Here is a 23,744-nt window from a genome sequence, read left to right as displayed (position 1 = left end):
CTTAGTTGGTACAAGCCTCGTGAATTTGGTATACTTCCTATGGGCAGTATCATAATGAACTGCACCTGATCAGCAGAACAGAGATTACGAAAAGTCTGCCTTGATCCAAAAAAGGACTGGGACAGAGGGATGACATTCGCCGAACGTTAAACAAGTGGGAATCCTTCTTATTTTACAGAAGGCTTTTTTGCTTGCGAAGAATTGGCGGCTCATCTCCTCACCGTTTAGAGGAGGAGAAACAGAATGAAAACAAAACTGGATTTCATGAAAATGAAGGAAAATGGAGAGCCGATCGTGATGCTGACCGCTTACGATTATCCGCAGGCAAAGCTTGCGGAACAGGCGGGAGTCGACATGATTTTAGTCGGGGATTCGCTCGGAATGGTCGTGCTCGGACTCGATTCAACAGTCGGCGTAACGGTCAGTGACATGATTCACCATACAAAAGCGGTAAAACGCGGTGCGAAAAATACGTTTATCGTAACTGACATGCCGTTTATGTCTTACCATCTTTCAAAAGAGGATACATTGAAAAACGCCGCGGCCATTATTCAGGAAAGCGGCGCGGACGCGTTAAAGCTTGAAGGCGGAGACGGCGTTTTCGAATCCATCCGCGCGCTGACTCTCGGCGGAATTCCTGTCGTCAGCCATTTAGGCCTCACACCGCAGTCTGTCGGCGTATTAGGCGGATATAAAGTGCAGGGAAAAGATGAGCAAAGCGCGAAAAAGCTCATTGAAGACAGCATCAAATGCGAGCAGGCGGGAGCGATGATGCTCGTGCTTGAATGCGTGCCTGCTGAACTGACTGCTAAAATAAAAGAAGAAGTATCCATTCCCGTCATCGGAATCGGAGCCGGTTCAAAAGCGGACGGCCAAGTCCTTGTCTATCATGACGTTGTCGGCCACGGCGTGGACAGAACACCGAAGTTCGTGAAGCAATACGCCAAAATCGACGGCACGATTGAGTCGGCCCTCAGCGATTACGTCCGTGATGTGAAAGACCGGGTTTTCCCGGAAGAAAAGCATTCCTTTCAGATAAACCAAACTGTGCTGCAAGGCTTGTACGGAGGAAAGTAAGCGATGAAACAACTGACAGAAACTCAACAGCTGAAAGAATTGATTGCACAATACCGCTCAGAAGGCCGGACGATCGGATTCGTCCCGACAATGGGTTTTCTTCATGAAGGACATCTGACGCTGGTTGAAAAAGCAAGCAAAGAAAACGATATTGTTGTGATGAGCATCTTTGTCAATCCGACTCAATTCGGACCGGGCGAGGATTACGAAGCATATCCGCGAGATTTAAAGCGCGATGCCCGGCTTGCAGAACAGGCGGGGGCAGATGTTTTGTTTACGCCGTCTTCAAGTGATATGTACAAAGGCGAGCAAAATGTTGCCGTGCAAGTGAAAAGGAGAACTGACGTGTTGTGCGGCGCCTCCCGCGTCGGCCATTTTGACGGAGTGGCCACTGTGCTGACGAAGTTTTTCAATCTCGTTAAACCGACCCGCGCTTACTTCGGCCTGAAAGATGCCCAGCAGGCAGCGGTTGTGGACGGATTGATTGAGGATTTCTTTATGGATATCGAATTGGTTGCAGTGGACACGGTCAGAGAAGAAGACGGACTTGCCAAAAGCTCTCGCAACGTCTATCTGACTGAGCAGGAACGCAAAGAAGCGCCGATGATCTATAAATCATTACAGCAAGGCGCCGAACTGATCAGAGACGGTGAAAGAAATCCGGAAACCGTTATAAAAACCGTCACCGATATCATCGAAAACACAAGCGGCGTCATTGATTATGCCGAACTGTACGCTTATCCGGAGCTGACTCCGCTTAAAACATTAAACGGCAAGGTCATTCTGGCCTGCGCCGTCCAATTTTCTAAAGCCAGACTGATTGATAATATCATTATTGATATTGATGAATGGGAGAGATCATAATATGTACCGCACTATGATGGCCGGAAAACTGCACCGTGCTACCGTGACGGAAGCCAATTTAAACTATGTCGGCAGCATTACGATTGATGAAGATCTTTTAGATGCCGTCGGAATGCTCGCTAATGAAAAAGTTCAGATTGTGAATAATAATAACGGAGCGAGACTTGAAACGTATATTATTCCCGGTAAGCGGGGGAGCGGCGTCATCTGTTTAAACGGAGCTGCCGCCCGTCTCGTCCAAGAAGGAGATAAAGTCATTATTATTTCTTATCAAATGATGTCTGATCAGGAAGCAAAAAGCCATCAGCCGAAGGTGGCCGTTCTGGATGATCAGAATAAAATCGAGCAGATGCTGGGCCAGGAGCCGGCACACACGATTTTGTAAAAGAGCCCCCTTCATGGGGGTTTTCTTTTAAGATTTAGGGGCAAAAGCTGTTTTTCCGCTCCATTTCTCAACAAAACGTGTTACACTTTTCTCGTATGCAAGAATTGAGGTGTCCATTTTAATGAACAAACAACGGTTCGTTGTCATAGATGTCGAAACAACAGGAAATTCGCCGAAAAAGGGCGATAAAATCATTCAAATCGCAGCGGTTGTCATTGAAAATGGACAAATAACTGAGCGGTTTTCAAAATATATCAATCCGAATCAGGCCATCCCGCCGTTTATTGAACAGCTGACCGGAATTTCGTCCGGAATGGTTGAAAATGAACTGCCGTTTGAAGCGGTCGCAGAGGAGATTTTTCATCTGCTTGACGGCGCGTATTTTGTTGCCCACAATATTCATTTCGACCTCGGATTTGTCCGGTATGAACTGAGCGAAGCGGGCTATGAGCTGCCGGATTGTGAAGTGCTTGATACGGTTGAGCTTTCGCGTATTGTTTTCCCGGGGTTTGAAGGATATAAGCTCGGTGAGTTGTGCGCGGAGCTGAATATTGTTCATGACCGCCCTCACCGCGCAGACAGCGATGCGGAGGTTACGGGACTGGTCTTTTTAGACATTTTACATAAACTGAAACATTTGCCTTTACCGACATTAAAGCAGCTTAGAAGGCTTTCACAGCATTTTATCAGCGATTTGACGCTGCTTTTGGATTCTTTTATACATGAAAGCAGGCCGGCGGAAGAAAAGCGCTGCATTCCATACGCCTCTTTTTCAATTAAAGAGCCCGATCACATTCCGGTTTCCCGTCCGGTGAATGCGGCCATTGACCTTGAAAAGTGGAACGAAGAAAAAGAACGGATCTTATCCGGTATCATCCCCCGCTATGAAAAACGGACAGGGCAGCTTTCGATGATGGATGAAGTGCTTGGCGCCTTCCGCAATCGGGAGCATGCGCTGATTGAAGCGGCACCCGGCATCGGAAAAACGATCGGTTATCTCGTTCCGGCTGTTTTATTTGCCAAAGCGGAGCAAACTCCCGTGATTATCAGCACGTACTCTACTCTTTTGCAGCAGCAGATCATGTCTAAAGATCTTCCGCTTTTGGAGCGTATGTTTCCTTGGCCGGTTAAAGCCGCTATTTTAAAAGGGAAATCACATTATCTGTGCCTGCCTAAGTTTGAACATATTCTGCATGAGGAAGATGACAACTATGATGCGGTTTTGACGAAAGCGCAGCTTCTCGTCTGGCTGACGGAGACTGAAACGGGCGACGCCGCTGAGCTGAATCTTCCATCAGGCGGCAGATTGCTGTGGGAGCGCATGGCTTACGATGAGAATTCTTTTTTGAAAAAAGGGAAGGACTCGGCTGCCGGGTTTTATGAACGGGCTAAAGAAAAGGCGCAGGCCGCAGATCTGATTATCACAAACCATGCTTTGCTGTTTTCAGATCAAAGCAGTGAAACGAAAAAACTGCCTGCAAGCGGAACGATCATCATTGATGAAGCGCATCATTTCGAACGCGCTGCCAGCGAGCACCTGGGGAAGAGAGCTTCATACATCGGACTGCACACAAAGCTCAGCCGAATCGGAACCTTAAAGGAACACGGACTGTTAAAGCGGATGAGAAAACTGTTTTATACGTATGAACTGCCGGCGGAAAGTTTTTTTGACGCCGATGAGTGGATGAAGCATATTCAATCGGAAAGCGACGCATTTTTCAGTTCAGTGCATTCTTTTGTCAAACGAAGAAAACCTAAAGACGATCTGAACCGTCTCGTTTATAGTCTCAATCATAAAAGCCAGGATAAAGGGTTTCACATGATAACGGACGGAGCGGAGCGGCTTTGTGCGATGCTGGATCAGCTGCTTGACATGTTTTCAGTACAGGAGAAACTGTTACATCAAAAGCTTGATCAGATGAAAAGCGGAGCGGCTTTTTTAGCGGCCGAATATGTAAAGTGTATCAGGGGGCTGAAAGAATATCGCGATACGTTCAGCAGGCTGCTGTTTGAAAATGATGAGAAAGAAGCCGTTTGGGTTGAAATTGACGCGAAGGGCGCAAAAAATGCCGTCAGCATCTATGCGCAGCCTTTGGAGCCCGGTGAAATGCTGGCAGACCAGTTTTTCGCCCGCAAAAAAAGCGTTGTGCTCACATCAGCGACCTTAATGGTGGAGCATTCTTTTCAATTTATGATTGAAAGGCTCGGACTTGCGGATTTTTATCCGCGCACCAAAAGCATCCCGTCTCCTTTTTCTTACGATGATCAGATGAACGTCATCATTCCGAAAGAGATGAAATCCGTTAAATATGACGGAGAGCGGGAAGTCATTGAGCATATTGCCAAGTATGCAGAAATCATGTCAAAGGGAAAACAGCCGAAGATCCTTGTCCTGTTTACGTCTCATGATATGCTGAAAAAAGTGTATCAGGAACTGAAACTCAGTATGGAGATATCAGGCATTCAGCTTCTCGCCCAAGGTATTTCGGGCGGGAGTCCCGGTAAATTAATGAAAACCTTTAAAACGGCAAGCCGGGCGATTTTGCTCGGGACGAATCATTTCTGGGAAGGCGTTGATTTTCCGGGGGATGAATTGTCAACCGTCATGATCGCAAGACTTCCTTTCAGGGCGCCTGACAATCCGCTTCATGCCGCAAAATGCGAATTTGCCAAGAAGCAGGGGAAAAATCCGTTTCAGACGATTTCCCTGCCTGAGGCTGTGTTAACGTTCAGACAGGGGATCGGGCGCCTGCTCCGTACGGCGGGAGACAAGGGAACAATCGTTCTTTTAGATCAGCGTGTAAAGACGGCGGGATACGGACGGCTGTTTCTTGAAGCGCTCCCGACTTCATCTCTTTTGGAGCTGACGGATGCCGAACTCGGGGATTATGTCAGCCAAACGGAATAAAAGCCGCATAAACGCGGCTTTCGTGGTGTGGGATGAGGAATTGTTTTTATAGTAAAAGCGGGTTCATGCCGCCTTGTGATTTTATTATGCCGCGGGCGCATCCCGTTATGACTAACAAAATTTGTTCGACCGATGGAGGGTATAAAAATGGAAAGCAAAATTGAAATTCTGTCAACGATTAATGTGGAGCATTCAGATGATTTATATAAAATCGTCGATACATTAAATCGGACTTTGAAACGGGACAATCTGATGTTCGGGCTTGCGCTCGACGAAGAAAATCAAAATGAAGCGGTCTTCACCATTTATCGCACATAGGTGAAAAAGATGAGAAAAAAAGCATTAATATTTACAGCCGTATTTGGTATTATTTTTTTAGCAGTTCTTTTATTTTCGGCCAGCATTTTTAAATCTGCAATGGCCCAAAAAGAAGAAGGCCACGAAACAGCTGCCGCAGCCGCTAAAGAAAAAACGGATCTGACAGATGCTGAGAAAGTGGAGACCTTTGTCGGCAAACAGAAATATTATGTTGTTACCGGAACGGATAAACATGGAAAAGATATGTATGTATGGGTTCCGGCCGACAAAAAAGCAAAAATTCTCTCAAAAAAAGCCAGTGACGGCATTTCAAGCGGCAAGGCTGCCAAGATCGTTCGGGACGAAGGGCTTGTTTCCAAGCTGAATGGTGTTCACCCGGCGAGAGAAAACAATGTTCCGTTATGGGAAGTGACCTATATCAACAAAAGCGGGCAGTATAGCTTTAGTTATGTGGACTTTACAAGCGGCAAGATTCTCAAAAACATCACACCGTGAGACGTATTAGGGGGAGTTCAAGTTGAAATTGGCAAAAAGAGTATCCGCATTAACACCGTCTGCAACACTTGCAATTACTGCAAAAGCGAAAGAGCTGAAAGCAGAAGGCCATGATGTCATCGGCCTCGGAGCAGGAGAACCGGATTTTAATACGCCTCAGCACATTATAGATGCCGCGGTGCGTTCCATGAATGAAGGCCATACGAAATATACGCCTTCAGGCGGTCTGCCGGCGCTGAAAGACAGTATCGCAAAAAAATTCAAAAACGACCAGGGGATTGAATATAAGCCGTCAGAAATCATTGTCTGCACCGGAGCGAAACACGCTCTGTATACATTATTTCAGGTTATTCTCGATGAAGGGGACGAAGTGATTATACCGACTCCTTACTGGGTCAGCTACCCTGAGCAGGTGAAACTGGCAGGGGGGCGTCCCGTCTATGCAGAAGGGCTGGAATCCAATCAGTTTAAAATTTCACCGGAGCAGCTGAAGCAGGCTATCACCGAGAAAACAAAAGCGCTCATTATCAATTCACCGAGCAACCCGACAGGTGTTATGTATACGAAAGAAGAGCTTGCGGAACTCGGAAAAGTGTGTCTGGAGCATGGCATTCTGATCGTTTCCGACGAGATTTATGAGAAGCTTACATACGGAGGAAAAAAACACGTCTCAATAGCACAGCTTTCAGATGAATTGAAAGAGCAGACGATCATCATTAACGGCGTGTCGAAATCTCACAGCATGACGGGCTGGAGGATCGGCTATGCGGCGGGTTCGGAGACGATTATTAAAGCGATGACGAGCCTTGCGAGCCACAGCACATCAAATCCGACGTCTATCGCTCAATACGGCGCTATTGCGGCCTATAACGGTCCGGCTGAGCCGCTGGAAGAGATGAGACAGGCATTTGAGCACAGACTGAACACCATTTACGCTCAGCTCAGTGAGATTCCCGGATTCACCTGTGTCAAACCTGAAGGGGCGTTTTACTTGTTCCCTAACGCCAAAGCGGCCGCAGAAAACTGCGGATTCAAAGATGTCGATGAATACGTCAAGGCGCTTCTGGAAGAAGAAAAAGTCGCCGTCGTGCCGGGCTCGGGCTTCGGCTCACCGGACAACGTCCGTTTATCTTACGCAACGTCACTCGATCTTTTAGAAGAAGCGGTCGAAAGAATCCGCCGCTTCACGGAAAAACACAGCTGATTCTGAAAAAGCGGCTTTTAAAGCCGCTTTTCACTTGCATTGACCCCGTTAGAGTAGAACGGGTATAATAAAGTGATGAAAAAAGAGATTCAGGCAGATTCCTGAATGTCTTTCTTGTTCTGGAGGGAAAGAGTTTGAAAACAACAATCAACCAAGTGTATAAACACACAGGCGAGGAAGTAACGATTGGAGCTTGGGTCGCTAATAAACGCTCAAGCGGTAAAATCGCATTTTTACAGCTGAGAGACGGTACAGGCTTCATTCAGGGAGTTGTCGTTAAAGCTGAAGTAGAAGAAGACATCTTCCAAATCGCGAAATCAGTGACACAGGAAACGTCACTTTATGTAAAAGGAATTGTGAAAGAGGACGAGCGTTCACCGCTTGGCTATGAGCTTGCTGTTACATCCATTGAAGTCATTCACGAAGCGACTGATTATCCGATTACGCCTAAAGAGCACGGTACGGAATTCTTAATGGATCACAGACATTTATGGCTCCGTTCGAAACGCCAGCACGCAATTATGAAAATCCGCAACGAAATCATCCGTGCGACTTATGAATTTTTCAATAAAGAAGGCTTCGTGAAAGTTGATCCGCCGATTTTGACGGGAAGCGCTCCGGAAGGCACGACTGAGCTCTTCGCGACAAAATATTTTGATGAAGACGCCTTCCTGTCTCAAAGCGGCCAGCTGTATATGGAAGCAGCTGCAATGGCGCTCGGAAAAGTATTCTCTTTCGGACCGACGTTCAGAGCGGAAAAATCGAAAACGAAACGCCATCTCATCGAATTCTGGATGATTGAGCCTGAAATGGCATTTGTTGAATTTGAAGAAAACCTTGAAGTTCAGGAGAATTATGTTGCATACATCGTACAAAGTGTGCTGGAACATTGTAAGATCGAGCTGAACACATTAGGTAGAGACACATCGAAGCTTGAACAAATCAAAGCGCCATTCCCGCGCATTACGTACGATAAAGCGATCGAATTCCTGAAAGAAAAAGGCTTTGACGATATTGAGTGGGGAGATGACTTCGGTGCGCCGCATGAAACAGCGATCGCAGAAAGCTATGACAAACCGGTGTTTATCACTCATTACCCGACGTCATTAAAACCGTTTTATATGCAGCCTGCCAAAGATCGTGACGATGTCGTGTTATGTGCCGACTTAATCGCTCCGGAAGGCTACGGGGAAATCATCGGCGGTTCAGAACGCGTTCATGATATGGATTTATTGGAAGAAAGATTAAAAGAACACGGTCTGGATTCAGATGCTTACAAATGGTATGCTGAACTCAGACAATACGGTTCTGTTCCGCACTCCGGCTTCGGCCTCGGACTTGAGCGGACAGTGGCTTGGATCAGCGGAGCGCCTCACGTGCGTGAAACGATTCCGTTCCCGAGACTTCTGAACCGTCTGTATCCGTAATAGTTATGAAAAACGAAGTCTCCTGCAAGGGAGACTTTTTCTAAGTAAAGGGGAAAACTCCCGGAGATAACCTTTTACAGTAAGAGGTGTAAGGATGAAAAAACAGCAATTTATAGATATGCAGGAACTTGGCATTTCAAGCATTCCCAACCTGCTGTTGACACATTACCGGCAGCTCGGGCTGAATGAAACCGAATTGATCCTGCTTTTGAAGATTAAAATGCATTTGGAAAAGGGCTCTTATTTTCCGACGCCGTTTGAACTTCAGTCAGGCATGTCCATCTCTGCTGAAGAATGTACAAGCTGCCTGAGAATGTTTATTCAAAAAGGTTTTCTGTTTATTGAAGAATGTGAAGACCATAACGGCATAAAGTTTGAAAAATATTCTCTGCAGCCGTTATGGGCGAAGCTGTATGATTACATGCAGCATTCTCAAAATGAAACGCAGGAAAGAACGTCAGAAAAAGAACAAAAAAGCCTGTATACCATCTTTGAAGAAGAGTTCGGAAGACCGCTGTCGCCGCTTGAATGCGAGACGCTGGCCATATGGCAGGACCAGGATCAGCATGATGCGATTCTGATTAAACACGCCTTAAAAGAAGCCGTTTTATCGGGGAAACTCAGTTTTCGCTATATTGACCGGATTTTATTTGAATGGAAAAAGAACGGCTTCAAAACGGTTGAGCAGGCGAAGGCGCACAGCCAAAAATTCCGGCGTGTTCAAACGAAACAAAATGATCCGCAAAAAGAGTATACGAGGCAGGTGCCTTTTTACAATTGGCTGGAACAATAACATGAGAAGGGGAGAAACGTGTTAAATTTAAAGCAGATTGAATATTGTCTTGAAAAAATCGGCGATATGTTTCCGCACGCAGAATGTGAACTTGTCCATTCAAATCCTTTCGAATTGGTTGTGGCAGTCGCATTATCCGCGCAATGTACGGATGCTCTCGTCAACAGAGTGACAAAAACGCTATTTCAAAAATATAAACGGCCCGAAGATTATCTTGCCGTATCGCTGGAAGAACTCCAGCAGGATATTAAATCAATCGGCCTGTACCGCAATAAAGCCAAAAATATTCAAAAGCTGAGCAAAATGATCATCGAAGAGTACGGCGGAGAAGTGCCGAAAGACCGGGATGAGCTTGTGAATCTGCCGGGTGTCGGACGGAAAACGGCAAATGTGGTCGTGTCTGTTGCTTTCGGCGTACCTGCGATCGCAGTAGACACTCATGTGGAGCGGGTCTCTAAACGGCTCGGTATCTGCCGCTGGAAGGACTCTGTTTTGGAAGTAGAGAAAACATTAATGAAAAAAGTGCCGAAAGAGGATTGGTCTGTTACGCATCACAGATTAATATTTTTCGGCAGGTATCATTGTAAAGCGCAATCTCCCCGCTGTGCGGAATGTCCTTTGCTTCCGCTATGCAGAGAAGGGCAGAAGCGTGACAAAAAAGGGCTGGTGAAACGGTGACGGCGATTGACATTCTGGCAGGCTATGAAACATACCTGCGCAGCCTTACGGACTTGGAAAGCCTCGAGGTCAAAACGGCGTTGCGCCGCCATCCGCTGTATATGGATTTCAGCGGTCAGCCAACCGTGCAGCCATGGAGGGAAAGGGGCGAATATGTCCCGTTTCTGTTTCAGATTTGGAACGAGACGAAAGAAACGCTGCTTCCCGTTTTTCAAACAAGAAAATCGAGATGTGATCAAAATGACATGCTGAAGGGAATTGCCTGTCTGATTGCCGCTTTTCACTGGACGGCAGGGGAGCGGGTTACATCACTCGACTGGACTGTGCTTGAAACAAAGCATTTTCCCGCCGAACCGATCAATTGGGCGGAGCGAATGGCGTTTATTTTAACAAAACCGACTCAATATCACTCGTTTATTCAGCTTGATGAATTGATGACGGAGATGAAGAAACAATATCATAAATATGAAGCCATGAACAAAGGTTAAAAACCTTCTTTTCTCATAAGGAGGTTTTTTGTGTGAAAAAAATCCTTCACCTGGTTGAGGTGAAGGATTTCGTCCGCTAATGAGCGGGATTTGACTGGATGGTTGACGAATTGGACTGCCCGTTGATATTTGAAGATGAGTCTTGGTTTTTGTCCGTTTGACCGCTGTCAGGTTTATTTGAGCCGTCTGAACCGGAATCGGAATCATTATCAGAGCCGTTATCTTGCTGTCCGTTGTTATCGGTCCCGTTACCGGGCTGATTCTGATTGTTGTTATCTGTTTGATCCTTATCGGATTGATCCTGGTTTTTATCCGGGTCCTCAGTTGGTGTTTGATCCGATCCGTCAGACGTATCTGTTTGATTGTCATCTGTGTTTGAATCATCGGTTTGTGTCTTGTCCTTATCTTTATCTTCATCAGACTTCTGTTCATCGTCAGTCGCTTTATCTTTATCCGCATCGTCTTCTTCATCTTTCGGGACTTTGAAAGATGCTGATGCCGTATCGCTTTTTCCGTCATCGTTTTCCGCTGTCACCTGGAAGCTGTATGTGGAGCCTGGCGTGACATCTGAGATGACGGCTTCTTTTGCCGAACTGTTTTGAATGTCACTGTAGCTTCCGCCGTCAACGGATTGTTTGACATTGAATGTTGCATCACCGTCATAATTCCAGCTTAAGGTTAATGATTTTTTATCTTTGTCGTATTTCACTTGCAATCCTGTCGGTTTATCGGCTTTTTCTTTCGTGTACGTTTTAGAAACGGCAGTTGGCTGCGTTCCTTTCACGAAGTACTCCGTCACTTTTTTATCATCCGGCGTATTCGGTCCGGCTAAAGCGGCAGGATTCGAGCCTTTCTCAACTGTTTCTTTTACGACGCTGTCAGGCTGCTTGAAGCTTCCTTTACCGTCATCAACGTATGAGATCAGCTTTTGAAAAATCCGTTTTGCGACTTGCTGGTCTGCAGAAGACAGTGATTTCTTTCCTGCTTTGTTACCAGATTCTACACCAGTCCAAACCGCCGCTGTATATTGAGGGGTGTATCCGACAAACCAGGAGTCTGGGACTCCGCCTGGAGCAATGTTGTATTTTTGAATATCGCCTTTAGTAAAGTTAGTTGAACCTGTTTTACCGGCGACTTCCACATTCGGCACTTGAGCCAGTCTGCCTGTTCCTGATTGCACCACTGTTTTGAGCATATCTGTAATCATAAACGCCGTGTAGTCGCTCATAACACTTTTCGGTTTCGGTGTTAAATCAAGCTTTGTGCCGTCATTAAATTCGATAGATGTAACCGCGTGCGGTTCATTGTACGTTCCGTTATTTCCGAAAGCGCTGTACGCGCCCGCCATGGTCATAGTAGATACACCGCGGTTATCCTCACCAAATCCTCCGATCGAATAAGATTCGGTTACACTCTCTTTGTTTAATCCTAGTCCTAAGTCATTTGCGAAGTCGACGGCATTATCTTTACCGGCGGCTTGGTATGCTTTCAGTGCCGGAATATTACGTGAGTCTGCGAGAGCCTCTCGCATAGATATTAGGCCTCTGTATCTATTATCATAATCATGAATCGGTGTGCCGTTAGAATACGTATAAGCCGAGTCATCAATCTGCTCGTAAGTCGACCATTTTTTATTTTCAATGACCGGTCCGTAATCAAGAATCGGTTTTATCGTTGAACCGGGCTGGGTTTTACCTTGTGTTGCATAATTGAATCCCCCGGTAGTTCTATTCCGTCCTGGTCCGATGGCGCGGATTTCTCCGTTTGTCGTATCAAGGAGGGTGACGCCGCCCTGCATGCCTTCCGAAAAGCCGGCCGTGTCTCCGTTCATCAATTGATCAAGATAATCTTGTGCTTTCGTATCAAGGGTTGTATAAATTTTCAGTCCGTCAGTTGAAATATTGACGTCTTTCTTTTCTTTTGTCTCAATTTCTTTCATGACTTCTTCGACAAAAGCGCTGTATTTATTTGTGTCCTTTTTATCGTATTCCTTTTGGCTGACGACGCCTTCATCTTTCATGGACACTTTCTTTGCTTTTTGGTATTCAGCATTTGAGATGAATCCTTGTTTTTCCATTAAGCTGAGAACGATGTTTCGGCGCTTTTCAGAAGCCTTCGGGTTTTTAACCGGGTTATATCCGGTCGGGCTTTGCGGCATTCCGGCAAGCGTCGCTGCCTGTTCAACCGTAAGCTTGCTCAAGTCTTTTACGCCGAAGAATTCTTCAGCCGCTTTACCGACGCCGTAGGCACGCGGTGAGAAATAAATTCTGTTTAAATACATCTCTAAGATTTCATCTTTAGAATAATGGCGCTCCAGCTGCAGTGAAAGCCACACTTCCTGTGCTTTCCGTTTAATCGTTTTCTGATGGGTCAAAAGCGAGTTTTTCACAACCTGCTGGGTGATTGTGCTTCCTCCCTCTGAACCGAATCCATCCGTAAAGTTGGCGACCAAGGCGCCTCCGATCCGGATCGGGTCTATACCGTGGTGCTTATAAAAACGGGCGTCTTCAGTTGCGATAAATGCTTCTTTCACAACATCGGGTATATCCTTAATCGGGACGTAGGTTCGTTTTTCCCCGCCCACTTCCGCGATTTCTTTGCCGTTTTTATCGTAAATCGTTGAAGAGTAAGGCGTTTTCAGCTTGGCTTCGTCCAAAGACGGCGCGCCGGAAACCAAAACGGCAAATGCCGCCGCTCCGCCGACTATGCCAAGGACAAACAGAATAACCAAGGACAGTACAATCTTTTTGAATAAACCGCCTTTACGCTGTTTCTTGCCTTTTTTCGGTGAAGAAGGCTTAGTGCTTTTCGTCTGCCTTGCCTTACGGCGTTCTTCACGGCTCGTAAATTGATCTGACATAACATCTCAACCTTTCGTTTATCAACCTTTCGCTCAGTCTACTGTTCCTGCGAAAAATAAAGCTGTTCAATAATACTAATATAATCAATTCTCGGTGAGTATCCAAGGGAAATCGGAAAGGAAGCATCTTCTAATTCGTCTCTGCGAATCGATTTTCTGCCATTGTTCTCCTTTCTCTCCCAAAAGACAAACAGCTTGTCGGCTTCGAGGAAATAAACCTTTCCGAAAGCGGATATAATAACAAAACAAATGCCGTCTTGCCTGACCACCTGCTTCATATGCTCAATCTGATGATCATGAAAATTCTGCAGGGGAAATGCCGTTTTGTTTTTTGTTTCTTTTGCCTCAAAATCAATGTAGCGTCCTTTATAAATGCCGTTGTAGTCGGTTGTGGAAGACTGTTTAAAATAAGCTTCCTTAATGACTGCGGCGCTTCTTTTCGGATAGTGGACGTTTACAATCTGGACGGGTGTCGGCTTTTTGTGAATGACAGCAATTTGGTTAGCCAGATAATACTTATTCGTTTCATTCAGGTCGTCTTCGAGGGTCATGCCGCGATTACTGTATGAATGAGACCGTTTCTGGCTGTTTTGGGATGAAACCGTTTTGTTCGGCTGAAAAGTTTTTCCATTCGGGTACCGAATCACTTTTTCCATCCTCCTTATCAAACTAATAGTGACGGAAGTGAATGAACGTGCATAAACGACAGACCGTAACCGCCATTCTTCGCCTGATCGAAAAAGAGACGAAAATAAAAAATGCCGATAATATTTCCCGGACGAATGCCTATAAAGCATATTATGACCGCCATCCTGAGATCAAGTGGCCGCTTTTGGCATCCTTTGTGTCCCGCAATGCGGGCTGGTCGATGACTGATTTAAGAGGCGTCCTTTATCAGGAGGGCCTTGACAGCAGGCAGAAAAACTGGTTTTTCCTTTCGTATGAAAGGGCGAATTGGCTGATTTTTTCTGATGCTTATCCTCAGCTTCTGGTCTACCAGTGGTCAAAACAAATCGGCGAACCTCTTTTCCGTCATCTTCCTTATTTCCGCGTCTCGGCTTTTATGCAGGAAGAATGGTTCCGCTTTTGGCGTGACGGAGATACGGAACGGCTCATGTATGCTCTTATTATAAATGAACAAAACACTATCCAAGCACCTATTATACAAAATCCTTCGTTTAAAAAGAATGTTTTTGGCACGATTCCTTTTTATTTAAGTGATTGGTTTCACTTTAATACGGTGATATTCCCTTCATTTGACGGACAATTATACGGAATTTCCGTCAAACGGTTTTCAAAAACCGAAGAGAGAATTACGCTCGGAAAACAGCTGGCCCGCCTACTGTTCAGCCCTGATCTTCACGCTTCTTTTTACCGTTTTCTTGATACCGTTCCTCATACCGGTTCACGCTTTGATATGGAGAAAATGATCGGCATCAAAAAAAGAACATCACCGATGCTGAGGACAACCTATCCCATTGTTGCCCACCCATTAGACGGCGAAAGGGCGGATTGGTTTCAAAAAAGGTTAAGAAAAGGGGCTTTCTTACAGGAGAAAATGCCGAAACAGCTTGAACTGACGGACTGGTACTTCCAGAAAAGACGGGAGCTCCATGCGCTCTTCGCGGTTAAAGAGTGGCTGAAGAAATGAAAAAGCCCGAAACCGTTCGCTGGGGTTTCGGGCTGCTGATGTGTTACGTGGAAGGGCGGTTTGGGCCGCCTAATTTTTTATCAAGCGTATCAGTCGTTTTTGCTTCGGTTTTTTGCTGTTTACCTGCATTTTTCGGTCTCGTTTTCATACGGCACCTCCTCAACTGTATCGTTTGCATTAACGTGCCGGTTCATACAAAGTTTGCGGCACTTTTTTGTCGAAAGGCACGCCTTTTAGGATAATCTCTGTTTGTTTGCCGAACTGCTTCTAGTTTTGTCATGTGCAAAGGAGAGCGGTATGAAAACGAGAATTATATTCTAAAGAAACGCAAGTGATAAAAGGGAGGAACATGAATGTCTGTTTACACGAGCAAGGCTGATATTCTCCGTCTGCTTTCTGATATCGAATTCCGGATTTCTGCTGCTGAAAAGACGCTTACCCAAGCAGTCAGATCCTGTCAGGCGGAAGCTGAAGAAATCAGACAGGAGAAACTTTCCCGCCTTGAGGAAGAGGCGCGGGAGCTTCATGTTTGTATTGATGACCTGTTTTTGGCTGACCGGCGTAAAAAGGATTTGCCGAGAGCCTGCCGGATCAGCTGATTTTATGCAAAAACTTTGGTACCATATGTACTGAGGTGAGTCCGTTTGCAGACACAGTCGTTATTGGAGCTGACAGAACAAATGATAGAGGCGGTTCTGGAAGCCGAAAAAAGGTATCAGGATGGAAAAGAGTCAGGCCGTTCATATGATTTTTTTGAGATTATTAAACCCGATGTTGAAAAAAGAGACCGGCTTTGCGCGCTTTGGACAGAAGCAGCGCTTGCGTTTATTCAGGAAAACCGTCCGAAATACGTTCATCACGCACAAATTCAGGCCGTTACAGAAAATTTCGGAGAGCTGATGCTCCAATCATATGTTCATCATATTCATAAAAAAAGATACAGGGATTTAACTGAATCTGTTTTATATACGCTTCGTATATTAAGGGATGAAATTGAAAAAGAAGGCAGCTGAAAACGGCTGCCTTCTTTTATATAAAGGGGTCGGGTATGTTATTCATACGCCGGGTTTTCTGCTCCACTTGCTTCGAGAACCTTCATACTGTTTCGAAATTCGGTTGCGGTGAGATGGCCTTGAATATAGAGGAATTTTGCAAAGTCCATCAGTTTATCTGCACAATCTGTTTCATATTTTTTCACTTCAGCAAAACGCTTTCTTAAGTATGATACGTTCATAATGGTGCATCCCCTCTCATGTATGTTGAGATTATGGTAACATAACGATTCGACTTTTTTCTGTTTTTAAAAAATTAAGACTTTCGACAGCATTTGACAAAAATCAGAATCACCGAAAGCACATAACCACGGCGGAATTCATACATATATAGCAGAAACTTAGTGAGAGACAAGGGGGAATGTCGTATGCAATGGAGAGCAGAGCCATATCAAAATATGTACCAGCAGCCGGCGGGATATTTCTACCCGCAGCAGATACAGCCATTACAGCAGCCGTATCCGCAGCAGATACAGCCGCTACAGCCGCCATATCATCAGCAAGGGCAGTACCCGCAGCAATTTTATCCGAATCAGGAATACGGTCATATGCAGCAGCCGTTTGCTCCCTCTCCTCCTCAGGCAGCCATGCCCGGGGGGCAGCCGGGGTTTGTGAATCCTTACCCCGTTCCCAGACCGAATCAGCAGCAGTCTTCCCAATTCTCAGGCATACTCTCCCAGTTTAAAAAAACGAACGGACAGTTTGACTTTAATAAAATGATAGATACAACGGGGCAGATGGTAAGCGCCGTAAATCAGGTCGGATCGCTGGTGAAAGGCTTCACCAGTATCTTCAAATAAAAAGCATGAATGATATCCATCATTCATGCTTATTTTTTAGGGAAAAAGAGGGTAAGCGTCTGTTCATTCCAGGATGTTTCCATATCTTCTTCACTCACCTTATACGGGAGGACAACGGTTCTTGTCATGCTTGAAGACACATGGGATGAATGAGCCTGTTTATGATCGTAGCGGATTGTAACGTGAAGGTAGCACCCCTTCGTTTCCACCAGCATATCCCCGTCACGGAACGTCTCGGGAACGCCGATATCAACCGCGAGGCCCTTCGGCTCTTCTCTGACGTCAATCGTCACTTGCGCTTCAGTAAAAGCCGAATTGACAAGGTGCTGAAAACCCTGCATCAATTCTGCGAAGGGACCTGAGTGAAAAAATTGGTCCATCGCATGGCTGATGATGTCCTCATTACTTTGCGGATCAAGTTTATCGTTTTGTGATTGATCCATATGACCACCGCCTTTTTACAAACAGACTATGCGATGTTATGCCGTATGGTTAAGAATTGAAGGAAAAAAGAAAGTATGGTTAAATAGTGGAGAATAAACTGGTAACGGATTCACATTTAGGAAGGGGAGCACACACATTGCTGAAAAAATTATTCGGATTGGGAGACAGCCGGAAAAAGCCGGCCGAGGAAGTGATTTTTTCTCCGGCTGACGGAGCGGTGATGGATTTGGCTTCAGTGCCGGATCCCGTATTTTCACAAAAAATGATGGGGGACGGGATCGCCGTCGAGCCTGCAAACGGAGACATTGTTTCACCGGTTGAGGGAGAAGTGATTCAGCTGTTCCATACAAAACATGCTGTCGGCATCCGCACCCTTTCCGGAGCGGAACTTTTGATACATGTCGGTTTGGATACCGTCAATATGAACGGCGAAGGCTTTGAAGCGCATGTAAAAGAAGGAGACAAAGTGAAAACAGGCGATCTGCTTTTAACGTGCCGGCTGGATTTAATAAAAGAAAAAGCAAGCAGCACCGTCATCCCTATGGTGATTATGAATGGCGATGCCGCAGAACCTTTGCAATTTGCAGGCGCAAATGAAGCGAAAAAAGGACAAACAGAGCTTTTTACGATAAAAATGAAGTAGGCAGGGGCTGATTCCCTGCTTTTTTTCTTGTGCAGGATTTTCATCTAGCCAGGCAAACAAATATTCGGTAAACTGTACCTCATAAAGAGGTGTGAACGATGAAGAAAAAATCACTGAGCGAACTGATTCAGGAATTAAAAAATCATGAAAATATTGTGCATTGGCATGAAGAGGAACCGCGGGAGGCGAAAACCATGCCGATGCCGGAACAAGTAGATCCGAACATTCGGGCGGCCCTCGAAAAGAGGGGGATCGAGCGGCTCTTTACACATCAATACTCCGCTTTTCAGACGGTTCAAAACGGAGAAAGCATTGTGGCTGTCACACCGACGGCCTCCGGAAAAACACTGTGCTATAATCTTCCGGTTCTTCAGTCTATCGCGGAAGATGCCTCAAGCCGCGCGCTTTATTTATTTCCGACAAAGGCGCTCGCGCAGGATCAAAAAAGCGAGCTGAACGAAATCATAGACGAGACGGGCATGGACATTAAAAGCTTTACCTATGACGGAGATACATCACCGGCCATCAGGCAGAAAGTCAGAAAAGCCGGGCATATTGTGATCACAAACCCTGATATGCTTCATTCAGCCATTCTTCCTCACCATACAAAATGGGTGAGTCTGTTTGAAAACCTGAAATATATCGTCATTGATGAATTACATACGTACCGGGGCGTATTCGGCAGCCATGTGGCGAACGTCATCCGCCGTTTAATGAGAATCTGCGCTTTTTACGGAAGCACGCCGTCATTTATCTGTACATCCGCCACAATCGCCAATCCGAGGGAATTGGCGGAGCAGCTGACGGGAAAATCAGTGCGCCTGATTGACGATAACGGCGCCCCGGCCGGAAGAAAGCACTTTGCTTTTTACAATCCTCCGATTGTAAATAAACCGCTGCATATTCGAAAAAGCGCCACCGTGGAAGTGAACGAACTTGCCAAAACTTTTTTAAAAAATAAGATCCAGACGATTGTTTTTGCCAGAAGCCGTGTCCGGGTTGAAATTATTTTAAGCCACATTCAGGAGATCGTAAAAAAAGAAATCGGCGCGAAGTCTGTCAGAGGTTATCGCGGCGGATATCTTCCGAAAGAAAGAAGAGAAATAGAGCGGGGGTTAAGAGACGGCAGCATTCTCGGCGTTGTCAGCACAAACGCGCTGGAGCTCGGCGTTGATATCGGCCAGCTTCAGGTCTGCGTGATGACGGGGTACCCGGGCAGTGTCGCGAGCGCATGGCAGCAGGCGGGCCGGGCCGGGCGGCGGCAGGGAGAGGCGCTTATCGTGATGGTGGCGAACTCTGATCCGATTGACCAATATATTGTGCGCCATCCTGATTATTTCTTTAAACGCTCGCCTGAATCTGCAAGGATCAATCCCGATAATCTCATTATATTGGTCGATCACCTGAAATGCGCCGCGTATGAGCTGCCTTTCAGAGCCGATGAAACATTCGGAGAAAATGATGCAAGAGACATTCTCGAGTATTTAGAAGAAGAAGGGGTGCTTCACGAAAACCGCGAACGCTATCACTGGGCGAGCGAATCTTTTCCCGCCTCCAACATCAGTCTCCGTTCGGCGTCACAGGAAAACGTGGTCATCGTTGACCGGTCAGAGACGGCTGATGTAAAAATCATCGGAGAAATGGACCGCTTCAGCGCGATGACGCTTCTTCATGATGAAGCGATTTATCTTCATGAAGGGGTGCAGTATCAGGTTGAAAAGCTTGATTGGGATCATAAAAAAGCGTACGTGCGAAAGGTCGATGTCGAATATTATACAGATGCCAATTTAGCGGTGCAGCTGAAAGTGCTGGACATTGACAGAACGGACAGCAGAAAGAAAACGGCCTTACATTTCGGCGATGTAACCGTGAACGCACTTCCGACAATATTTAAAAAAATTAAAATGACGACATTTGAAAATATAGGATCAGGGCCGATTCATCTTCCAGAAGAAGAACTGCATACCAGTGCTGCCTGGCTTGAATTGAAAGAGACGGATTCGGAGATCGGCGAAAAAACGCTTGAACAGCTGCTTTTAGGCATTGCCCACGTCCTGCAGCATATCGTGCCTGTATACGTCATGTGCGACCGAAATGACGTGCATGTCGTGCCGCAAATCAAAGCCGCACATACCGGACTTCCGACAATCTTTCTGTATGATCATTATCCGGGCGGAATCGGACTTGCCGATGAAGTATATAAGCGATTTGATGAAATCAATGAAGGGGCTGAGCGCCTGATCAGACAATGTCCATGTCAAGACGGATGTCCTTCCTGCATCGGCTCCGAAATAGAAGGAATAGATGCAAAGAAAGCGATACTCCGGCTCTTGAATTACGTGTAAAAGAAAAGGGGGACGAAAGATGTCCTTGAAAAATAAATTAAAGCGGATGAAAAACCACCTGAATGTGCCGGAAGCTGAAAAAAAGCCGGCAGCTTCACAACTTTCGGTCCCGGATATTCAAGTCCCATTTAGAGAAGAATGGGAGGCATTCGGAGTGAAGCCTTTCTTTTTTGAGGATGAATACTGTCTTATCCGCGAAACCGTCTATCCGCTTTCGCACCGCCACGGACGGTACAGCTTCAGTGAACTTGATGACGTCATGGCATTATGGAATAAAGGCGGTTTGACGCATACTCTATCAGCAGAAGGATACGAAAAAAGCCAGCTGTTCTTCTTTGATACTGAAACGACCGGCCTCGGCGGCGGGGCCGGCAATATGATCTTTTTGCTCGGTCATGCAAAAGTGTATGAAGACCGTGTCGCGGTTAAACAGCATCTGCTTCCTAAACCGGGAAACGAGACGGCTCTTTACAAAAGCTTTTTAAGTGAGGTTGACATTACGTCTCTTGTTACGTATAACGGAAAAGCCTTTGACTGGCCGCAAGTAAAAACAAGGCATACATTGCTTCGGGACAGACTTCCGAAACTTCCTGACTTCGGTCACTTTGATCTTCTGCACGGAGCGAGGCGGCTTTGGAAACATAAATTAGAGCGTGTATCGCTTTCAGCGGTTGAAAATGAAGAGCTTGCTTTTAAAAGGGACGAAGACACACCTGGTTATTTGGCGCCGATGCTGTATTTTCAATTTTTAAAGGCGGAGGATCCGGCTCTTTTAAAGGGAGTGCTCTCGCATAATGAACAAGATGTGCTTTCCCTCATCGCTCTTTACATCCATATGTCAAAAAAGATTTTTGCATCTTCTGATCAGACGTCAGAACGTCAGGAAGCATACGCCATGGCGAAATGGTTTATCGCTCATAAAGAAACCGATCGGGCTGTTTCACAGCTGGAAGCGCTGCAAGGCAAAGACTTTGAAGATTCGGATCGGGCCCTTTTTGACTTAGCAATGCTTTATAAAAAACAAAACCGCAGGCAAGACGCCGTGCCCCTTTGGGAGAAACTGACGGGCTCTGATCTTCACATATGCAGACACCAATCAGCGGTAGAGCTGGCGATCTATTTTGAGCATCACGCAAAAGATTATAAAAAAGCTCTGCAGGCCGCACAGCAGGCGGCAGAAGACGGGGAAATATCGGAAAAAGAAGCCGAGAAGCTCCATGTGAGAATTGCCCGGCTTAAGAGGAAATATTCTTCTTGAAATATTGCCCGGGAAAGCGCAAAAGCCGAGCTGTTTCGCCAAAAATATTTTTTTCTGAATCCGCATCGATTTTGTTGTAGAATGGTGCCGCATCTTGTAAAATAGCGTTAGTTATTTATAGGGGAGAGTTGGTATGTATAAAGGTGTTTTTTACTTGTTCTTTGTCGTGGTTTTTTTGATTGCGTTTGTATTTTCGAATTTTAAAGACAGCTTGCTGACACACTTTTAAATTGGGTGATTGAATTAGAACATGCACCCTCTTTTCTTCATAACCTAACAGTGTAATATAAGTTAATGGAGAGGGGATTTAGCATGTTTCATCATCATTGTTGCAGACCAAACGTGATGCCGCCGATTGTCCATCCGACTCATTGCTGTGAACACCATTGTTTTTCTAACACAGTTGTGCCGCATATTCATCCGCAACATACAACTAACGTAAATCACCACAACTTTGAGCACGTTCATTACTATCCGCACACTTTTTCAAATGTTGACCCGACAACTCACCAGCATTTTCAGTGCGGAAGCCCTTGCTGCGATCATTAGTATTGAACGCTTAAGCAAGATCGGTTAGGATATCAGCAAATCAAAATGGGGCCCGATGGGGAGCCCCATTTTTTAAGCAGGTGATCAATTGAAAGTATTAGCCGTAACAGGATACAAGCCGTTTGAACTCGGAATTTTTAAACAGGATGACCGGGCGCTTGTTTATATAAAAAAGGCGATAGAAACCAGACTCAGAAGCTTTATTGACGAAGGCTTGGAATGGATTCTCATATCCGGACAGCTGGGGACTGAGCTTTGGGCGGCTGAAACGGCGTACGATCTCAGAGAAGAGTATCCGGAATTAAAGGTTGCCGTTATCACGCCTTTCTACGGCCAAGAAGAAAAGTGGAAGGAACCGAATAAAGAAATGTATGAAGCGGTGCTTGCTCAGGCAGATTATGAGGAGAGCCTGACGCATCGGCCGTACGAAAGTCCGCTCCAATTCCGGCAGAAAAACGCGTTCTTTATTGAAAAGTCAGATGCGCTTTTGCTTTTATATGATCCTGAAATGGAAGGATCGCCGAAATATATGCTGCAGCAGGCAGAAAAACGCCGTGAAACAGACGGATATCCGATTTATTCGATTACGATGGATGATCTCCGTGCCGCCGTTGAAGAAGAAGATTTCTTTACATAACACGTCAGAGAATATTTGACAACGGGACGTGTTTCTGAATAAAATATAACATGATGATTCACGATATGAGGTGAAAAAGATGCTTGCTGATAAAGTAAAGCTTTCTGCGAAAGACATTTTGGAAAAAGAATTTAAAACAGGCGTTAGAGGTTACAGACAAGAAGACGTTGACAAATTTTTAGATATGATTATTAAGGATTATGAAACCTTTCATCAAGAAATTGAAGAACTGCAGCAAGAAAATCTGCAGCTGAAAAAACAGCTTGAAGAAGCAAGCAAAAAACAGCCGGTGCAGTCCAATACGACCAACTTTGACATTCTGAAAAGGCTGTCCAACCTTGAGAAACATGTATTCGGCAGCAAACTTTATGACGAATAGGGCAGATGCACTTGTCAAATGAGACAAGTTGCTTTATAATGAACAAGTGTTCTTAACGTTCGGGTAATCGCTGCAGATCTTTGAATCTGTAGAGGAAAGTCCATGCTCGCACGGTGCTGAGATGCCCGTAGTGTTCGTGCCTAGCGAAGAAATAAGCTAGGGCAGCCTTGATAGGCTGACGGCAGGAAAAAAGCCTACGTCTCCGGATATGGCTGAGTATCCTTGAAAGTGCCACAGTGACGAAGTCTCATCAGAAATGGTGAGAGTGGAACGCGGTAAACCCCTCGAGCGAGAAACCCAAATTTTGGTAGGGGAACCTTCTTGAAGGAATTGAACAGATAGAAGGACAGAATGCTTTCTGTAGATAGATGATTGCCGCCTGAGTACGAGGTGATGAGCCGATTGCAGTACGACGGAACAAAACATGGCTTACAGAACGTTAAACATTATTGATATGACAAATTAGAGCTCTCCTTTAAAGGGGAGCTT

Annotated in this window: 26 protein-coding genes, 1 other RNA gene and 1 pseudogene; 23 read left to right on the top strand and 5 right to left on the bottom strand. The window is 45.7% G+C overall.

Annotation, left to right across the window (positions count from 1 at the left end; all coding sequences use genetic code 11):
• Positions 1–243: 243 nt before the first annotated feature.
• The 11 genes from panB (at position 244) to NYE62_RS11635 (ending at position 10,637) form a co-directional block, all read left to right on the top strand.
• Entirely contained in the window at positions 244–1,077 is an 834-nt protein-coding gene (gene panB, locus NYE62_RS11685) for a 3-methyl-2-oxobutanoate hydroxymethyltransferase (RefSeq protein WP_144464474.1), read from the top strand.
• A gap of 3 nt (positions 1,078–1,080) precedes the next feature.
• Positions 1,081–1,941, top strand: coding sequence for a pantoate--beta-alanine ligase (gene panC, locus NYE62_RS11680; RefSeq protein ID WP_144664608.1), 861 nt, complete (start codon positions 1,081–1,083; stop codon positions 1,939–1,941).
• 1 nt (position 1,942) lies between these two features.
• The gene (panD, locus tag NYE62_RS11675; RefSeq protein ID WP_003153510.1) at positions 1,943–2,326 is read left to right on the top strand and encodes an aspartate 1-decarboxylase; all 384 of its coding nucleotides are present in this window, start codon (positions 1,943–1,945) and stop codon (positions 2,324–2,326) included.
• Between the two features lie 121 nt (positions 2,327–2,447).
• Positions 2,448–5,234: an ATP-dependent DNA helicase DinG gene (gene dinG, locus NYE62_RS11670; RefSeq protein ID WP_342496961.1), complete on the top strand. Its 2,787-nt coding sequence runs from the start codon at positions 2,448–2,450 to the stop codon at positions 5,232–5,234.
• Positions 5,235–5,381: 147 nt separating this feature from the next.
• Positions 5,382–5,552, top strand: a complete 171-nt coding sequence (locus NYE62_RS11665) for a YpmA family protein (RefSeq protein ID WP_003153512.1) — start codon at positions 5,382–5,384, stop codon at positions 5,550–5,552.
• A gap of 9 nt (positions 5,553–5,561) precedes the next feature.
• A complete protein-coding gene (gene tseB / locus NYE62_RS11660) occupies positions 5,562–6,047 on the top strand; it encodes a cell wall elongation/penicillin-binding protein regulator TseB (protein ID WP_007409483.1) in 486 nt (161 codons plus the stop codon).
• A gap of 22 nt (positions 6,048–6,069) precedes the next feature.
• On the top strand, positions 6,070–7,251 hold the full coding sequence (locus NYE62_RS11655) for a pyridoxal phosphate-dependent aminotransferase (RefSeq protein ID WP_020955983.1): 1,182 nt from the start codon (positions 6,070–6,072) through the stop codon (positions 7,249–7,251).
• A 134-nt stretch (positions 7,252–7,385) separates the two neighbouring features.
• Positions 7,386–8,678 (top strand): asparagine--tRNA ligase, encoded by a 1,293-nt coding sequence (asnS, locus tag NYE62_RS11650; RefSeq protein ID WP_003153515.1) that lies wholly within the window; start codon positions 7,386–7,388, stop codon positions 8,676–8,678.
• A 94-nt stretch (positions 8,679–8,772) separates the two neighbouring features.
• Positions 8,773–9,471, top strand: a complete 699-nt coding sequence (gene dnaD / locus NYE62_RS11645) for a DNA replication protein DnaD (RefSeq protein ID WP_060674319.1) — start codon at positions 8,773–8,775, stop codon at positions 9,469–9,471.
• An 18-nt stretch (positions 9,472–9,489) separates the two neighbouring features.
• On the top strand, positions 9,490–10,149 hold the full coding sequence (gene nth / locus NYE62_RS11640) for an endonuclease III (RefSeq protein ID WP_007612187.1): 660 nt from the start codon (positions 9,490–9,492) through the stop codon (positions 10,147–10,149).
• Positions 10,146–10,637: a YpoC family protein gene (locus NYE62_RS11635; protein WP_144664610.1), complete on the top strand. Its 492-nt coding sequence runs from the start codon at positions 10,146–10,148 to the stop codon at positions 10,635–10,637. The genes nth and NYE62_RS11635 overlap by 4 nt, the downstream gene beginning before the upstream one ends.
• A gap of 76 nt (positions 10,638–10,713) precedes the next feature.
• On the opposite strand, the gene NYE62_RS11630 is transcribed toward NYE62_RS11635, so the two are convergent.
• Both NYE62_RS11630 and recU read right to left on the bottom strand, forming a co-directional pair.
• Positions 10,714–13,497 carry a PBP1A family penicillin-binding protein gene (locus NYE62_RS11630; RefSeq protein ID WP_251257376.1) on the bottom strand — a complete coding sequence of 928 codons (2,784 nt, stop codon included), beginning with the start codon at positions 13,495–13,497 and terminating at the stop codon, positions 10,714–10,716.
• Positions 13,498–13,535: 38 nt separating this feature from the next.
• Positions 13,536–14,144 carry a Holliday junction resolvase RecU gene (recU, locus tag NYE62_RS11625; RefSeq protein ID WP_094031925.1) on the bottom strand — a complete coding sequence of 203 codons (609 nt, stop codon included), beginning with the start codon at positions 14,142–14,144 and terminating at the stop codon, positions 13,536–13,538.
• Positions 14,145–14,185: 41 nt separating this feature from the next.
• On the opposite strand from recU, the gene NYE62_RS11620 reads away from it, so the two are divergent.
• Entirely contained in the window at positions 14,186–15,148 is a 963-nt protein-coding gene (locus tag NYE62_RS11620; protein WP_342496960.1) for a DUF2515 domain-containing protein, read from the top strand.
• 43 nt (positions 15,149–15,191) lie between these two features.
• Here NYE62_RS11620 and sspM read toward each other — a convergent pair whose 3' ends face one another.
• Positions 15,192–15,296: an acid-soluble spore protein SspM gene (gene sspM, locus NYE62_RS11615; protein WP_003153525.1), complete on the bottom strand. Its 105-nt coding sequence runs from the start codon at positions 15,294–15,296 to the stop codon at positions 15,192–15,194.
• Positions 15,297–15,501: 205 nt separating this feature from the next.
• On the opposite strand from sspM, the gene NYE62_RS11610 reads away from it, so the two are divergent.
• Positions 15,502–15,747: a DUF5446 family protein gene (locus tag NYE62_RS11610; RefSeq protein ID WP_007409491.1), complete on the top strand. Its 246-nt coding sequence runs from the start codon at positions 15,502–15,504 to the stop codon at positions 15,745–15,747.
• Between the two features lie 45 nt (positions 15,748–15,792).
• A complete protein-coding gene (locus NYE62_RS11605; RefSeq protein ID WP_007409492.1) occupies positions 15,793–16,161 on the top strand; it encodes a YppE family protein in 369 nt (122 codons plus the stop codon).
• Between the two features lie 38 nt (positions 16,162–16,199).
• Here NYE62_RS11605 and NYE62_RS11600 read toward each other — a convergent pair whose 3' ends face one another.
• On the bottom strand, positions 16,200–16,382 hold the full coding sequence (locus NYE62_RS11600) for a YppF family protein (protein ID WP_003153532.1): 183 nt from the start codon (positions 16,380–16,382) through the stop codon (positions 16,200–16,202).
• A 186-nt stretch (positions 16,383–16,568) separates the two neighbouring features.
• Between NYE62_RS11600 and NYE62_RS11595 the strand changes: the two genes are divergently transcribed.
• Positions 16,569–17,000, top strand: a complete 432-nt coding sequence (locus NYE62_RS11595; protein WP_342496959.1) for a YppG family protein — start codon at positions 16,569–16,571, stop codon at positions 16,998–17,000.
• Between the two features lie 29 nt (positions 17,001–17,029).
• On the opposite strand, the gene NYE62_RS11590 is transcribed toward NYE62_RS11595, so the two are convergent.
• Positions 17,030–17,443, bottom strand: a complete 414-nt coding sequence (locus NYE62_RS11590; protein WP_039254739.1) for a hypothetical protein — start codon at positions 17,441–17,443, stop codon at positions 17,030–17,032.
• Between the two features lie 137 nt (positions 17,444–17,580).
• Here NYE62_RS11590 and NYE62_RS11585 point away from each other — a divergent pair, with 137 nt between their 5' ends.
• From NYE62_RS11585 to rnpB, 8 genes and pseudogenes are all read left to right on the top strand, one after another.
• Complete coding sequence (locus NYE62_RS11585; RefSeq protein WP_012117833.1) at positions 17,581–18,087, top strand: PTS glucose transporter subunit IIA; 507 nt, start codon at positions 17,581–17,583, stop codon at positions 18,085–18,087.
• Between the two features lie 98 nt (positions 18,088–18,185).
• Positions 18,186–20,432, top strand: coding sequence for a DEAD/DEAH box helicase (locus tag NYE62_RS11580; protein WP_156734875.1), 2,247 nt, complete (start codon positions 18,186–18,188; stop codon positions 20,430–20,432).
• 19 nt (positions 20,433–20,451) lie between these two features.
• Positions 20,452–21,690 (top strand): ribonuclease H-like domain-containing protein, encoded by a 1,239-nt coding sequence (locus NYE62_RS11575; RefSeq protein ID WP_144664615.1) that lies wholly within the window; start codon positions 20,452–20,454, stop codon positions 21,688–21,690.
• Between the two features lie 121 nt (positions 21,691–21,811).
• Positions 21,812–21,919 (top strand): annotated as a pseudogene (locus tag NYE62_RS11570) (hypothetical protein); the annotation flags it as partial.
• An 83-nt stretch (positions 21,920–22,002) separates the two neighbouring features.
• Entirely contained in the window at positions 22,003–22,239 is a 237-nt protein-coding gene (gene cotD, locus NYE62_RS11565; protein ID WP_003153539.1) for a spore coat protein CotD, read from the top strand.
• An 88-nt stretch (positions 22,240–22,327) separates the two neighbouring features.
• Positions 22,328–22,876, top strand: a complete 549-nt coding sequence (locus NYE62_RS11560; RefSeq protein WP_007409499.1) for a DUF1273 domain-containing protein — start codon at positions 22,328–22,330, stop codon at positions 22,874–22,876.
• Between the two features lie 79 nt (positions 22,877–22,955).
• Positions 22,956–23,255 (top strand): cell division regulator GpsB, encoded by a 300-nt coding sequence (gene gpsB, locus NYE62_RS11555; RefSeq protein WP_003153541.1) that lies wholly within the window; start codon positions 22,956–22,958, stop codon positions 23,253–23,255.
• A 55-nt stretch (positions 23,256–23,310) separates the two neighbouring features.
• Positions 23,311–23,692, top strand: an RNA gene (rnpB, locus tag NYE62_RS11550) — RNase P RNA component class B.
• The last annotated feature ends 52 nt before the right edge of the window (positions 23,693–23,744 follow it).

Origin of the sequence: Bacillus sp. FSL K6-2861, assembly GCF_038630725.1 — a bacterium.
GTDB lineage: Bacteria > Bacillota > Bacilli > Bacillales > Bacillaceae > Bacillus > Bacillus velezensis.
The sequence above is the reverse complement of the archived record's forward strand: the minus strand, read 5'-3'. Positions and strand labels throughout refer to the sequence as shown.

Coding starts and splice junctions, on each gene's coding strand:
- panB (WP_144464474.1), top strand. CDS start 244: ATGAAAACAAAACTGGATTTCATGAAAATGAAGGAAAATGGAGAGCCG.
- panC (WP_144664608.1), top strand. CDS start 1,081: ATGAAACAACTGACAGAAACTCAACAGCTGAAAGAATTGATTGCACAA.
- panD (WP_003153510.1), top strand. CDS start 1,943: ATGTACCGCACTATGATGGCCGGAAAACTGCACCGTGCTACCGTGACG.
- dinG (WP_342496961.1), top strand. CDS start 2,448: ATGAACAAACAACGGTTCGTTGTCATAGATGTCGAAACAACAGGAAAT.
- NYE62_RS11665 (WP_003153512.1), top strand. CDS start 5,382: ATGGAAAGCAAAATTGAAATTCTGTCAACGATTAATGTGGAGCATTCA.
- tseB (WP_007409483.1), top strand. CDS start 5,562: ATGAGAAAAAAAGCATTAATATTTACAGCCGTATTTGGTATTATTTTT.
- dnaD (WP_060674319.1), top strand. CDS start 8,773: ATGAAAAAACAGCAATTTATAGATATGCAGGAACTTGGCATTTCAAGC.
- NYE62_RS11630 (WP_251257376.1), bottom strand. CDS start 13,497: ATGTCAGATCAATTTACGAGCCGTGAAGAACGCCGTAAGGCAAGGCAG.
- NYE62_RS11620 (WP_342496960.1), top strand. CDS start 14,186: ATGAACGTGCATAAACGACAGACCGTAACCGCCATTCTTCGCCTGATC.
- sspM (WP_003153525.1), bottom strand. CDS start 15,296: ATGAAAACGAGACCGAAAAATGCAGGTAAACAGCAAAAAACCGAAGCA.
- NYE62_RS11610 (WP_007409491.1), top strand. CDS start 15,502: ATGTCTGTTTACACGAGCAAGGCTGATATTCTCCGTCTGCTTTCTGAT.
- NYE62_RS11600 (WP_003153532.1), bottom strand. CDS start 16,382: ATGAACGTATCATACTTAAGAAAGCGTTTTGCTGAAGTGAAAAAATAT.
- NYE62_RS11595 (WP_342496959.1), top strand. CDS start 16,569: ATGCAATGGAGAGCAGAGCCATATCAAAATATGTACCAGCAGCCGGCG.
- NYE62_RS11590 (WP_039254739.1), bottom strand. CDS start 17,443: ATGGATCAATCACAAAACGATAAACTTGATCCGCAAAGTAATGAGGAC.
- NYE62_RS11580 (WP_156734875.1), top strand. CDS start 18,186: ATGAAGAAAAAATCACTGAGCGAACTGATTCAGGAATTAAAAAATCAT.
- NYE62_RS11575 (WP_144664615.1), top strand. CDS start 20,452: ATGTCCTTGAAAAATAAATTAAAGCGGATGAAAAACCACCTGAATGTG.
- cotD (WP_003153539.1), top strand. CDS start 22,003: ATGTTTCATCATCATTGTTGCAGACCAAACGTGATGCCGCCGATTGTC.
- gpsB (WP_003153541.1), top strand. CDS start 22,956: ATGCTTGCTGATAAAGTAAAGCTTTCTGCGAAAGACATTTTGGAAAAA.